Source organism: Streptomyces sp. NPDC096339 (assembly GCF_044762985.1).
In the GTDB taxonomy this organism is placed as follows: domain Bacteria; phylum Actinomycetota; class Actinomycetes; order Streptomycetales; family Streptomycetaceae; genus Streptomyces.
In genome coordinates this window covers 315,200-327,777 of sequence record NZ_JBIWFI010000001.1, presented here as the reverse complement: position 1 = coordinate 327,777, position 12,578 = coordinate 315,200, and the positions used below count along the sequence as shown (strand labels likewise).

Here is a 12,578-nt window from a genome sequence, read left to right as displayed (position 1 = left end):
GCCGGCCTCCGACGGCGTGGCGGTGGGCGGTCCGGTCAGGCGGGAAGGGTCATGAGAAGCAAGGGGTCGGTGGTGGGCTGGGGGGAGCCTCCGGCGGGTTCGAGGGTGAGGCCTACGGCGCCCGCGTCTGCGGGGTTGCCGGTGAGGACGACGGTGCCGTCGTGGTCGATGAGTCCGGCCGGGCGCATGGTGCCGTCGTGGTCGAGCCACAGCTGGTAGGTCTTGCCCGCCCCGGGGGCCGGCAGGTTCGCGGCGGTGAACACGGCCTTGTTCTGCCGGTCGGAGGCGACGACGGTGGTCAGGGCGCCGTTGGCGGCCTTGCCGTGGACGGTGCGCGCGTCGGGTGCCGTCAGGACGGCGCTGACCGCGTCGAGTTGCTGCTGCGCCTGGCGGGCCTGCTGCCGGAGGTCCTGTCCGTGCTGTGCCTGCCACACCGCGACGCCGCCCAGTACGGCCGCGGTCACGCCGGCGGCCAGCGCCAGGGGAAGGGCCCGGCGGCGCACGATGCCGCGGAGGGCGGGTGCGGCTACCGGCGCGGGGATGTGCGGGGGCAGTTGGCGCACGCCGTCGATGGCGGCCATGACCTGCGCCTTGGCCGAGGCGGGCGGCGGCTGGGACACCGCGGAAGCCAGGCGGGCCGCGGTCGCCTCGAACTCGGCGGCTTCCTGCCCGCAGGCCTCGCAGGCCCGAAGGTGGGCGTCGAAGGCTTCGCGTTCGCCGTCGTCGAGTGCGCCGAGGGTGTAGGCGGCGGCGAGGGTGTGGGCGTCGGTGGCGTGGTGTTTCATGTGGTCACCCCCATGCAGTCGCGGAGCCTGATGAGCCCGTCGCGCATGCGTGTCTTGATGGTGGGAAGCGGTGTGCGCAGGGCTTCGGCGACTTCACGGTAGGTCAGCCCCCGGTAGTAGGCCAGGGTCACCGCTTGGCGCTGCAGTTCGGTCAGACCGCGCAGGCAGCGGCGGACCTGCTCGGATTCCAGGCGGGTCTCGACCTGTTCGGCGACCTCGTCGAAGGCGGTGGTGTGCTCGCGGGCGGCCTGGGCCTGCTCCCGGTCGGTGGACGCCTGGGCGGAGCGGACCCGGTCCACGGCCCGCCGGTGGGCGATCGTCGCCGCCCACGTGGTGACGGAACCGGCGTCGGGGCGGTAGCGGGCGGCCTGGCGCCACAGATCGATCATGACCTCTTGGGCGACCTCCTCGGACTGCGCCCGGTCGCGTACGACCTTGATCACGAGCCCGAAGACCATGGGTGCGAGGGTGTCGTAGAGGACGGAGAAGGCCTGTTTGTCGCCGTGGGCGACCTTTTGCATGACGGCGGCGAGGTCGCTGCGGGCGGGGTCGGCGGGGCGGCCGGTGTTGAAGGGGATCGGTTGGTTCACCTGAGGGGCTCCGGCCGTGGAGAGAAGGCGAAGGGGCGGCCTGGGGTGGCCGTCGGGGGGCGGGGCGTCCATCGCATGCCGGTCCTTGTCTCGATGCTCGTGCGGGGCCGGACCGCCCCCGGGGACGGTCCGGCCTTGGAAACCTGTGCGTGTGTCGCCTGTTCTTCGTAGCCGACGGTCCTTCGGATGGGAGGTCCCTTCGTCAGCGTCACCTGCCGGGGTCAACCCGGTGGGGTCAGTAGATGCACTCACTTTCACAAGTTGAAGTGAGATTCGCCGAACGATAGCGAGAAATGCCCCACTAACAGCCGAGATATCGGCACATACGCCCTGCTTGGAACGTTGTCATCTCGTTAAGAGTTCACTCCTTGACGGTGACATCCGTGACGAGTTGACTTCGCCTACCTCGGCCGGACGAACACGGCCTCGTCAGGGAGGTTTACGTAGTGAACACGCATCTGGGGCGGGCCGCTGTTGCCGTCGCTGCTTCCGCGATCACCGTCTCGCTCACCGCCTGCGGCGGCGACGCGGATGAAGGCGGCGGAGGATCCGGGAGATCCGCCAAGGGTGACACGGTCAAAGTCGGACTCCTGCTTCCCGAGGACGAGACCGTGCGCTACGAGAAGTTCGACAAGCCGCTCATCGAAAAGGAGGTCCGCAGCTTCACCAGGGGCAAGGGCGAAGTGATCTACGCCAATGCCAAGCAGGATCCGGCTGTTCAGAGTGCACAGGTCGAGGCGATGATCGCCAAGAAGGTGGACGTCCTGATCATCGACCCGGTGGACTCCAAGGCCATCGCCGGCCCGGTCAAGAAGGCCAAGGACGCCGGTATACCGGTCGTCGCCTACGACCGCCTGGCAGAGGGCCCGATCGACGCCTACACGTCCTTCGACAACCACGACATCGGCAGGGTCCAGGGCAAGGCGCTGCTGGACGCGCTGGGGGACAAGGCCAAGTCCGGCCAGATCGTGATGATGAACGGCTCTGTCACCGACCCGAACGCGCGGCAGTTCAAGGAGAGCGCGCACTCCGTCCTCGACGGCGAGGTGAACATCGGCAAGGAGTACGACACGGTCGACTGGAAGCCGGAGAACGCCACCGCCAACATGACGGCCGCCATCTCGGCCATCGGCAAGGGCAAGATCGTGGGGATCTACTCGGCCAACGACGGCCTGGCGGGCGGCATCATCGCGGCCCTGAGGGCCGCCGGCGTGTCCCAGCTGCCGCCTGTGACCGGCCAGGACGCCGAACTTGCAGCCGTGCAGCGGGTCGTCATGGGCGAGCAGCTCATGAGCGTGTACAAGCCGTACGCCCCCGAGGCCGCGGCCGCCGCGGAATTGGCCGTCACTCTCGCCAAGGGCGAGAGGATCGACGGCATCATCAACCAGATCGTCGACAGCCCGACCACCAAGAGGGTGCCGTCGGTGCTCGTCCCCGGCATCGCGCTGAACCGAAGCAACATCAAGACCACCGTGATCCAAGACGACGTCTACACGGTCGCGGAGATCTGCACCGACAAGCTGAAGGCCACGTGTGAGGAGATCGGCCTGAAGTAGCGGCGCCGCCGAGCCCAACTGCTTTCCGGCCCCGTTCACGGGGTCTGAGTAGCGCTCGGGCGATGCGATGGTTCGCACCGTGCTTCGGGGCGGCCGGGGGAATGCCGTGGTCGCCGCCTCGGCCCGCAGGGCGGGTCACTTCCAATCGTCGGGGCCGGGGTCGCCATCTTCTGCCCAGATCACCAGGCGGCGGAGGTAGTGCGTCCAGCCCTCGGCGTGGGCCGTGCAGGCGTCGGGGGACGGGAGGCCGCGGTGTGTCAGTCGCAACAGGGTGCCGTCCTCGACGGGTTCGAGGGTGATGTCCACGGTGCTGGAGCCGGGGGGTACGGCCGGATCGCCATGGACCCAGCCCCAGGTGAACACGATCCGCATGGGTGGGTCGATCTCGATGAAACGCCCGGCGGCGACGTCGTCGCCGCGGACGTTCGTCCGGTAGTCGCCGCCGGGCTCGAAGCTGAACTCGCCGTCCTTGCCCATCCACGCGAGCCACTTGTCGTCTTCGGTGAGGAAGGAGAACACCGTGCTGGGACGCGCGGCGATGTGTCGTTCGAACACGAGGACGTCCGTAATTGCGTTCACCTTGTGGTTCCTTCCGACTGGCTCGTCGTCACGTTCTCAGTCTCTGCGGAGGTCCTGTCCCGGGGCGAGGTCTCCGCGCATCCGACCGGAGGTCTACAAGGTGCCATACCCGTCTCCCGGCTGACCGAATGGGCAACTGCCGGAATGCTCGGATCCGAGGAACGGCGGCATCTGCCCATGCCGAGGCGGCCCGGGCGGCCGTACGTCGCCGAACTGCGTGGGCCTGCCGGCCCGGGCCGCGTGCGCGGCCCCTTCCCGAGGTGCACCGGGAACAGGTCGCGGCCCTGGCCCGCCACCCCGTCCTTCCGCGCTCCTGGACCGGCACGGTACGGCACGGCAGGGCACGGCAGGGCACGGCAGGGCACGGCACGGCACGTGGCCTCGGCCCGGACCAGGCCGCCGTACGCCCGGGGGTTCGGCGCCGGGGCCTCGGCGAGCTGGTCCTCCTCGCTCTCCTCGCCCCCACGGGGACGGTTCAGGGATCGACTTCAAGCATCACGGTGGCTCCTTACTCGGCCGGGGCGGTCGCGCGGGACAGCGCGACGCCGCCGATGATCAGGGCGAGGGCGAGGAGGCGGCCCGGGGTCACCGGGTCCTTGTGGAGCACGACGCCCAGTGTGATGGCGCCGGCCGCGCCGATCCCGGTGAAGACGGCGTAGGCCGTGCCGACCGGCAGGCCTTTCATCGCCAGGGACAGCAGATAGACGGCGACTGCGGCGAGCGCGAAGCAGAGCAGCGTGGGCAGGGGGCGGGTGAACCCGGCCGTCGGTTTGATGCTCTGCGACCAGCCGACCTCCACCAGGCCTGCGGCGATGAGGAGGAGCCAGCTCACAGGGACCCTCCTGTCTTGCGGGCGGCCTCCAGCGCGGCCGCGCGGGACGCGTCGTGCGCCCCGCGTCGGCCGGCGAGGGCGGGATCGGTGAGGGAGTTGACCAGTTCGGTGCCGAGGAAAGTCATGGCCTCCTCCGGCACGGCGAAGTGTCCGGCGAGGAAGTCGCGCAGGTAGCGCTCCTGGTGGTCGTACGGGTGGCGCGGGGTGCCCGGGCCGTACGCCCCGCCGCGGGCGTACGCCACGACGAACCGCCGCCCGGCCAGGGACATGCGCGGGAAGGTGACCTGGTCGATCCAGGCCTTCAAGGATGCCGGGATCGAGTAGTTGTACATCGGCGTGGCGATCAACACGACGTCGGCGGCGACGAGTTCGGACAGCAGCGGCTCGACGACGGCCCAGGCCGCCTCCTGCGCGGGAGTGCGCACGGCTTCCCGGTAGCGGGCGGGGTCGGTGATCTCGTGCTCCAGGACGTAGTCGCACAGCTCGGTCCATGCCTCGCCGATCTGCGGGACGGGGGTTCGGGCCAGGTCCCGGTGGACGTGGATGCCACCCGGATGGCGCGCGCGCCAGGCGACGGCGACGGCGTCGCCGGCCTCCCGACTGAAGGACTGGCGGCGGGCACTGGCATCGAGGTGTAACAGCGTGCTCATGACGGGACCCCTCGGTATCGGCGGAAACAGTAACCGGACACGGTGTCCGGTTATACCGGACGAGAGGCTCAACCGGACACGGTGTCCGGTTATTCCGGTAAGCTGAGATGCCATGGGGACGAGTGAACGTGCGGACGCCGCCCGCAACCGGGCCAAGGTGCTCTCCGCCGCCGCCGAGCTGTTCGCCGCCCGTGATCCGCGGTCGGTCACGATGGAGGACATCGCCAGGGCGGCCGACATCGGCCGCGGCACGCTCTATCGCCGCTACCCGGACGTCACGTCCATCGCGGCGGCCCTCCTCGACGAGCACGAACGCCGCCTGCAGGAAGAGCTGTTGCGCGGTGCTCCGCCCCTGGGCCCCGGCGCCCCGCCGCGCGAGCGGCTCACCGCCTTCTACGCCGCCATGGTCGACCTGCTGGACACCCACGGCCACCTGGTGCTGGGCGCCGAGACCGGCGAGAAACGCTTCACCGTCGGGGCGTACGGCTTCTGGCGCGTCCATGTCCTCGCCCTGCTGCGCGGGTCCGGAACCCCGGACCCGGAGGCCCTGGTGGACAGCCTGCTCGCTCCGCTGGCACCGGAGGTCTTCCACCAGCAGCGCGCACAGGGAGTGACGCCCGACCGGATCAAGGCGGCACTGGGGCGGCTGGCGAGCGCGCTGCCGGCCGACTGAACAGGCCGGCGCACGGGTCGGGGCTGGGCGGTCAGCGCTGGCGGGTGAGGACCCCGGTTGCCTCTCCGGTCTGGTAGCGGACCCGGTTGTCGTCCAGAAGGGTGAGTGTCTGCTCGCCGATGCTCTTGCACCTGCCGGTGGGGATGCTCTCGGTGACCATCGTGTCGAGTTCGATCGTGCTGGAGTCGGCGGCCACGAGGGTGCCCGTTCCTCTGCACTGGATCGTGCTGCCGGTCGCGTTGCTGGTGGTGCGTGTGGTGACCATCTCGTCACCGACCTTCCCCTGCCGGATGGTCATGCGCCGATGGTGTTCTCCGGTGTCGTCACTGATGGATCCCTCCCACACGCCCAGGAAGACCGCCGGTACGGCGCCTGTTGGAGAAGAGGACACCGGGGGCGTCTGGTTCGCTGCCTGGCCCGGCGACGGGGTTTCCGGCGGGGTGGTGCGCGGGGTCTGGGCCGGGGGAGGGGAAGAGCTCGGCGTCTTGGCGGAGGTGGTCCATACCGTGGCCGCGATGCCCAGGACCGGTATCACGATGCCGATGACCCACCAGGCCCATCTGGGTGGATTGCTCCCCGGGCTGCCTGACTGCGAGGGCGCTTGTTCGACCTGCGCCGTCTCCTCGTCACGAGTGTGGCTCACTTCTCCGACTCCCCCTCCAAGACCGGACTCTGATCAAGGCTAGCCGGCGAAGGGCAGGTCCCAGACCCGAAGGGGCGGATCGGGCTCGGCGAGATCGCGCCCCGCCGGGCGAACCACCTCCTGCGCAGTGGCCTTCGAACCCCGGTCCCCGCGCCGGCCCGCACTCCGGCCGGCCTGGTTGCCTGAGTCAGAGATCTCCTGGTCCGCCCGGTCGAGCCGGGCAATGAGGGGTGACCGGGTCGGGTCGCCCGGCGGCGGGGTCTGGGATCACGGTCGGGGCTCCCGTGCCGGCCGCCGGGCTCCGCCCACTGCCGACCGGGACGGGGCCGAAGGTCGAGGCGGCCGAAGTCGTCCAGGCAGAAGACGACGTCGGCGCCTGCCCCGACGTATGCGTCGGGGGAAGAGCCCCCCCGAGCCCCCCGAGCCCCCAGAGTCAGCCGGCGGCGAGGAGGGTGAGCGTGTCGATCACGCGGTTCGAGAAGCCCCATTCGTTGTCGTACCAGGCGACCACCTTGACGTGGCGGCCGTCGACGCGGGTCAGCTCCGAGTCGAAGATCGACGAGGCGGGGTTGCCCGTGATGTCGGAGGAGACGAGAGGGTCATCGGAGTACTCCAGCACCCCCGCCAACGGTCCCCGCGCCGCAGTGCGGTAGGCCTCCAGGACCTCCTCGCGCGTCACGTCGCGTGCGACGGTGGTGTTGAGCTCGACGATCGAGCCCACCGGGACCGGCACGCGGATCGAGTCGCCCGACAGCTTGCCCGCGAGGTTCGGCAGCACGAGGCCGATCGCCTTGGCGGCGCCCGTCGAGGTCGGCACGATGTTGACGGCCGCGGCGCGGGCTCGCCGGGCATCGCGGTGCGGGCCGTCCTGCAGGTTCTGCTCCTGCGTGTAGGCGTGCACCGTGGTCATGAAGCCGTGCTCGATGCCGGCGAGGTCGTCGAGTACGGCGGCCAACGGGGCCAGCGCGTTGGTCGTGCACGAGGCGTTCGAGACGATCGTGTGCACGGCCGGGTCGTAGGCGTCGGTGTTGACCCCGTACGCGAGCGTGACATCGGCGCCGTCGGACGGTGCGCTGACGAGCACCTTGCGCGCGCCCGCCTTGATGTGGCCGCGGGCGGCCTCGGCCGAGGTGAAGCGGCCGGTCGCCTCCAGCACGATGTCGACGCCGAGCTCGGCCCACGGCAGCTGCTCGGGTTCGCGTTCGGCCAGCACCGCGATGCGGCGGCCGTCGACGACGAGGGTGTTCCCATCGACGGTCACCGGGCGACCGAGCCGGCCGGAGGTGGTGTCGTAGGCGAGCAGGCGCGCGAGCGTGGCGGGCTCGGTGAGGTCGTTGACGGCGACGACTTCGAGGTCGCTGTCGCGTTCGAGCAGTGCGCGCAGCACGTTGCGTCCGATGCGGCCGAATCCGTTGATGGCGATGCGAGTCATGAGCGATGTCCCTTTCGTTCGCCATCAGGTTCGCGCCCGTCGCCGGCCCGCGACAGCGGCGAGATCGCCATGGTTCGCAAGGATCTCGCCAAGGGGGCGTCGACGGCCGATTTCGCCCTACTCCCCGCGGGTGAAGGTGCGCCGGTAGTCGGTCGGGGTGGTCCCGAGGATGCGGTGGAAGTGCAGCCGCAGATTCGACCCGGTTCCCAGACCGACATCGGCGGCGATCTGCTCGACGCTCCGCTCCGAACGCTCCAGCAGCTCCCGGGCCACGTCGATGCGGGCACGCATGACCCACTGCATCGGCGTATACCCGGTGTCCTCGGCGAAGCGCCGCGAGAACGTACGCGGCGAGACCCCCGCGTGCACGGCGAGCGCTTCGAGGGTGAGGGGCTCGCCGAGCCGGTGCAGGGCCCAGTCGCGGGTGGCGGCGAACCGCTCGCCGAGCGGTTCGGGAACGCTGCGGGGCACGTACTGGGCCTGGCCGCCGCTACGGTATGGGGCAGCGACCAGCCGCCGGGCCGCGTGGTTCGAGGCGGCCACGCCGAGGTCGCGCCGCAGGATGTGCAGGCACAGGTCGATGCCGGAGGCGGCGCCGGCCGACGTCAGCACGCTGCCCTCGTCGACGAACAGGACGTTCTCGTCGAGTTGGACGAGCGGATGGCGGGCGGTGAAGGCCCGGGCGTAATGCCAGTGGGTCGTGGCGCGCTTGCCGTCGAGCAGGCCGGTGGCAGCGAGGGCGAACGCGCCGGTAGAGATGGCGGCGAGCCGCGCGCCCCGTCGGTGGGCGGCGACCAGCGCGTCGAGCACGGCCTGCGGCGGGTCGTCGCGGTCGGGAAAACGGTAGCCGGGGACGAAGACGATGTCGGCCCACGCCAGCGCCTCCAGCCCGTGCGTCACGTGGTACGCCAGCCCGTCGCCCCCGGTCACGAGGCCGGGCTCGGCACCGCACACCCGCACCTCGTACGGCATGCTGGCGCGGGTCGTGAATACCTGCGCGGGGATTCCGACATCGAGGGGCTTGGCGCCCTCGAGGACGAGAACGGCGACACGGCGGAGATGGTGAGGTGGCACGGGCTCGAGGGTACGCGGCGGGGGCCGGAGACGGCCCGGGCGTCGAGCGCGGAGGCCTCGGCCCGCATGCGGGAGGCCGGCCTTCGGAAACCGGTGAACCGGTGCTGAGCCGTGGAGGCGGGCCTGGCATCGATGGCGGGGGAGCGGGTCGGTACGCCGGTACCTGGCCCGTACGGCGTCAAAGAGCGTACGGACCGGGTACCGGCCGCTGGGATTCCGAGCCTCGCCGCCCCAAGGAATGGGCGTCAGAACTCATTCCGGACGCGCGGCTGGACCCAGCCCGGACCCGCCATGCTCGCCAATGCCGGCCCAGCCGTGCCGCGCCGGCCGCTAGGTTCCTAGTACGGCAAGGCCCGAGGCGCGAAGGCCGGGGCCAGCTTGTCCTGCGAGGCGCGAGGGAAGGCGACCGTGTTCGGGTCCCCGTCGGAGACGTACCGGTTCGGGCCGGAGGCGAGCTTGTCGAGCCAGCGCGACGAACCGAACTCGGCGTCCACGTCCTTCGGCCCCGCCGAACGGATCCGCGGGATCGCGCCGGGGCTGAAGGCCTTGGCGTACGGCGAGACCGAAGGGTTCGCCCCCACGAGGTACACCCCGTCGTAGCGGTAACCCGTTCCCCGTGCGGCGACCCCGTCGGACTGGGGCATGGCGCCGAAGGGCAGGGCGAGAGAGGTGACGCGGGTGCCCGGCGCGGCCGTCTCGATCGCACGCTGTCCGGCGGTGATGGCCTGCGCGGCGCCGGCCTCGTCCAGGGAGCGCAGGTTCTGGTGGCGGTCGGTGTGATTCCCGACCTCGTATCCGTGCGTCTTCAGCCAGGTCAGCGCCTTGGCGGAACCGGTGGCCGAGAAGGCGTCCGCGTTGACGAAGAAGGTCGCGACCGGCTTGAACGGGGGGTACTTCTTCGCAGTCTCCGCCAGGATGGCGACAGCCGTGTCCGCTGCCGGTGCGCCGTCCGGGCCGAGGCGCAGCTGGCTGTTGGTCGAGTCGTCGAACGTGAGGACCACCGGGTGGGTTCCGGCCGGGATGTCGATGCGGCCCGTCTGGAAGGCCTGGGCGGTGACCGGTACGTAGTTCTCCCGGGCCAGGCGCTCCAGTTCGGCCCGGAAGTCGGCCGGGCTCCGGTCGTAGACGCTGTCCGGTTTCACGGTGAGCTGGTGGTACATCAGAACGGGCACGTCGCCGAGCTCGTTGGCGCCCACTTCCGCCGGGGATTTCGCGGCGCCATGGGTGGCCGCAGCCGCAGCCGATGGAGCCATCTGGCGCTCCCCGGGGGCCGGTGAGGACCCAGGGGAGCAGCCTGCGGCGAGCAGGGCGGCGCCGGCCAGGGCGCAGAGCGGGACGAACGGGTGGCGCATGCGGGACCCCTCCCGAGGTGAACCGGACGAGCCATACCTACCGGCGACGCGGGTGCCCGTATCGCACCGTCCCCTGAACGGCGCAGCCGCCACGCCGGGGCGGACCCCGGCCGTTCGCGTGAAATCCGCTCGGGAACGGAGGATCCGCGCGGCCGTACGGCAATCAATGGAGGCACCATCCGGTTACAGCGCGAAGGACGTCATGATGGCCAAGAGCTACATATCCCGCTCCTCCTCTTCCTCCGGTCTTCGCCGGCCGGCCCGTCGGCGCGGCCTCATGGCGACGACCGGAGTGCTCGCGTTGGCCGCGGCGGGAGGCGGGGCCTGGGCGTTCCTCGCGTCGGGGCCGGGAGTGGAAGGTCTCGACGACGGAGCTGTCCTCGATGCTCGCAAAGCCGCGCACGTCAGCGCCTACCTCGACACCGAGACGGCCGGTCAACGGGGCAAGGTGCACGTCGCTCTCGACGGTACGAAGGTTCCCGTCACCGCGGAGCAGGACGCCCGGCTGCGACTGGGCCTGCCACACCTGACCGAGGGGCGGCACACTCTGGTGGTGGCGGGCGACACAGGTCTCCCCTTCGCCTCGTACCGCAAAGTCGTCGGCTTCACCGTTGACTCCACACCGCCCGACCTGAAGGTCACGGACCCCGCGGTGACGAACGCCGGCGCTCCCGTGACCATCGCCGGTAGCGCGTCCGCCGACTCCCGCGTGACCATCGACGGCAAGAAAGTTCCCGTCGACGGGTCCGGGGCCTTCAAGACCACGGTCCCCAAGGGCACCCGCGTGGTGACGATCACCGCGGTCGACCGAGCGGGGAACACCACCACCAAGGCGGTGTCCGCCCGGGGCCGCCGCCCCATGATCCGCGCCGCGCACATCACCGCCATCGGCTGGGGTGACGACACCCTGCGGGGCAACGTCCTCTCCCTGGTGCGCAGCGGCAAGCTCAACGCCGTCGAACTGGACGTCAAGGACGAGGACGGCGAGGTCGGATACGCCTCCCAGGTGCCGCTGGCCCGGCAGATCGGCGCGGCCAAGGGCTATTACGACGCCCGCAAGGCGATCGCCGAACTCCACGCCGCCGGCGCTCAGGTCATCGGCCGCATCGTCGCCTTCCGCGACCCCAAACTCGCGGCGGCCGCCTGGAAGAACGGCAAGCGCGACCAGCTCGTACTGACCCCGGAGGGACAGCCCTACGACGGCGGCCACTACGGAGCCCTGTCCTTCACCAACTTCGCCGACCCGACGGTGCGCAAGTACAACCAGGACCTCGCCGTCGAAGCGGCTCGACTGGGCTTCGACGACGTCCTCTACGACTACGTGCGCCGCCCCGACGGACCGCTGGGGCACATGCGCTTCCCGGGCATCGGGTCCGCCACGCCGGAACAGTCCATCACCTCCTTCGTCGCCGACACACGGACCGCCCTTCGTCCGCACGCGACGTACCTGGGCGTCTCCGTATTCGGCATCGCCGCGACCCGGCCCACCGAGATCGCCCAGGACATCGGGGCGCTGGCGAAGGTCACCGACTACATCGCGCCCATGGTCTACCCGTCCCACTGGGGACCGGGGGAGTACGGCGTCGCGCAGCCCGACACCGCGCCGTACGCGATCGTGCAGCGCTCGCTCGCCGATTTCGCCCGGCAGGTGAAGGGCACCCAGGCCGAGGTCGTGCCGTGGCTGCAGGACTTCTCGATGGGCAGCACCTACGGGCCGACGGAAGTGGCCGCTCAGATCAAGGCCGCGGCGGCGAACAAGATGAACTCCTTCATCCTGTGGAACGCCGGTGCCCGCTACCAAGGTGCGGCGCTCCAGCAGATCGCCACGCACTGACACGGTCGACGCGAGCACCACGCCCGCCACAGGCGCCGACACCCCGATGGTGGCCGGCGCCGCGGTGGGGCCATCCCCACCGGCGCCGCGCACGGCAGGCCGGGGCCGTGGCTGCTGTGCCCCGCGCACCGGCAGCAGGCGGCCCCGGTTCCGTGTGCCTACGATCGGTCCATGACGACGACGGATGACTCCCGCTGGTCCCTCTGCTCCCGGAACTCGTTCCTGTCGATCGGATCCGTCGGATCGACGCTGTCGATCGGATCTGTCGGCTCGTTCCTGTCGATCGGGTCGATCGGCTCGGCCGCGTCCGTCCTCTCGGTCGGCTCGTGGGCGAGCCTCGGCTCACTGCTGTCCGCCGAATCCCGGTGGGCGGTCCTTTCCTGGCGCTCCCGCTGCGGCGTCCTGGCCACAGGTACGGCCCTGGCCCTGGCGACGACCCTGGCCATCACCCGGCGCGGGCCCAGTGGCGGCCGGGATCACCGGCCCACTGGTGGCCGGAGTTGAGGGTTCCACCGTCGGAGGATCGCGTCTGGCCGCACGGTGTGCGGGTGACGCGGCGTCGGCTGCCTACCTCCACC

Annotated in this window: 13 protein-coding genes and 1 pseudogene; 4 read left to right on the top strand and 10 right to left on the bottom strand. The window is 70.8% G+C overall.

Going from position 1 to position 12,578, the window contains the following annotated elements; genetic code table 11:
* Positions 1–35 precede the first annotated feature (35 nt).
* Together ACIQ5Y_RS01550 and sigK are read right to left on the bottom strand one after the other, a co-directional pair.
* Positions 36–785: an anti-sigma factor domain-containing protein gene (locus tag ACIQ5Y_RS01550; RefSeq protein WP_403873781.1), complete on the bottom strand. Its 750-nt coding sequence runs from the start codon at positions 783–785 to the stop codon at positions 36–38.
* Positions 782–1,375 (bottom strand): ECF RNA polymerase sigma factor SigK, encoded by a 594-nt coding sequence (sigK, locus tag ACIQ5Y_RS01545; RefSeq protein WP_403873778.1) that lies wholly within the window; start codon positions 1,373–1,375, stop codon positions 782–784. Before sigK ends, ACIQ5Y_RS01550 begins: the two co-directional genes overlap by 4 nt.
* Before the next feature lie 446 nt (positions 1,376–1,821).
* Between sigK and ACIQ5Y_RS01540 the strand changes: the two genes are divergently transcribed.
* Positions 1,822–2,931 carry a substrate-binding domain-containing protein gene (locus tag ACIQ5Y_RS01540; RefSeq protein WP_403873775.1) on the top strand — a complete coding sequence of 370 codons (1,110 nt, stop codon included), beginning with the start codon at positions 1,822–1,824 and terminating at the stop codon, positions 2,929–2,931.
* A gap of 135 nt (positions 2,932–3,066) precedes the next feature.
* On the opposite strand, the gene ACIQ5Y_RS01535 is transcribed toward ACIQ5Y_RS01540, so the two are convergent.
* The 3 genes from ACIQ5Y_RS01535 to ACIQ5Y_RS01525 all read right to left on the bottom strand — a co-directional run bounded on the left by ACIQ5Y_RS01535 (position 3,067) and on the right by ACIQ5Y_RS01525 (position 4,992).
* Entirely contained in the window at positions 3,067–3,510 is a 444-nt protein-coding gene (locus tag ACIQ5Y_RS01535) for an SRPBCC domain-containing protein (RefSeq protein WP_403873772.1), read from the bottom strand.
* A gap of 508 nt (positions 3,511–4,018) precedes the next feature.
* The gene (locus tag ACIQ5Y_RS01530; protein WP_403873769.1) at positions 4,019–4,342 is read right to left on the bottom strand and encodes a DMT family transporter; all 324 of its coding nucleotides are present in this window, start codon (positions 4,340–4,342) and stop codon (positions 4,019–4,021) included.
* Complete coding sequence (locus tag ACIQ5Y_RS01525; protein WP_403873766.1) at positions 4,339–4,992, bottom strand: FMN-dependent NADH-azoreductase; 654 nt, start codon at positions 4,990–4,992, stop codon at positions 4,339–4,341. Before ACIQ5Y_RS01525 ends, ACIQ5Y_RS01530 begins: the two co-directional genes overlap by 4 nt.
* 112 nt (positions 4,993–5,104) lie before the next feature.
* Between ACIQ5Y_RS01525 and ACIQ5Y_RS01520 the strand changes: the two genes are divergently transcribed.
* A complete protein-coding gene (locus ACIQ5Y_RS01520) occupies positions 5,105–5,665 on the top strand; it encodes a TetR/AcrR family transcriptional regulator (protein ID WP_403873763.1) in 561 nt (186 codons plus the stop codon).
* Between the two features lie 31 nt (positions 5,666–5,696).
* On the opposite strand, the gene ACIQ5Y_RS01515 is transcribed toward ACIQ5Y_RS01520, so the two are convergent.
* The 5 genes and pseudogenes from ACIQ5Y_RS01515 to ACIQ5Y_RS01495 form a co-directional block, all read right to left on the bottom strand.
* Entirely contained in the window at positions 5,697–5,963 is a 267-nt protein-coding gene (locus tag ACIQ5Y_RS01515) for a hypothetical protein (protein ID WP_403873760.1), read from the bottom strand.
* 587 nt (positions 5,964–6,550) lie between these two features.
* Positions 6,551–6,679, bottom strand: a pseudogene (locus tag ACIQ5Y_RS01510) (IS630 family transposase); the annotation flags it as partial.
* Positions 6,680–6,741: 62 nt separating this feature from the next.
* On the bottom strand, positions 6,742–7,740 hold the full coding sequence (gap, locus tag ACIQ5Y_RS01505; protein WP_403873757.1) for a type I glyceraldehyde-3-phosphate dehydrogenase: 999 nt from the start codon (positions 7,738–7,740) through the stop codon (positions 6,742–6,744).
* 117 nt (positions 7,741–7,857) lie between these two features.
* Positions 7,858–8,814 (bottom strand): GlxA family transcriptional regulator, encoded by a 957-nt coding sequence (locus ACIQ5Y_RS01500; RefSeq protein WP_403873754.1) that lies wholly within the window; start codon positions 8,812–8,814, stop codon positions 7,858–7,860.
* Between the two features lie 338 nt (positions 8,815–9,152).
* On the bottom strand, positions 9,153–10,166 hold the full coding sequence (locus ACIQ5Y_RS01495) for a polysaccharide deacetylase family protein (RefSeq protein ID WP_403873750.1): 1,014 nt from the start codon (positions 10,164–10,166) through the stop codon (positions 9,153–9,155).
* 277 nt (positions 10,167–10,443) lie between these two features.
* Here ACIQ5Y_RS01495 and ACIQ5Y_RS01490 point away from each other — a divergent pair, with 277 nt between their 5' ends.
* Complete coding sequence (locus tag ACIQ5Y_RS01490) at positions 10,444–12,000, top strand: putative glycoside hydrolase (RefSeq protein ID WP_403873748.1); 1,557 nt, start codon at positions 10,444–10,446, stop codon at positions 11,998–12,000.
* A 171-nt stretch (positions 12,001–12,171) separates the two neighbouring features.
* Positions 12,172–12,504, top strand: a complete 333-nt coding sequence (locus ACIQ5Y_RS01485; RefSeq protein WP_403873745.1) for a hypothetical protein — start codon at positions 12,172–12,174, stop codon at positions 12,502–12,504.
* The last annotated feature ends 74 nt before the right edge of the window (positions 12,505–12,578 follow it).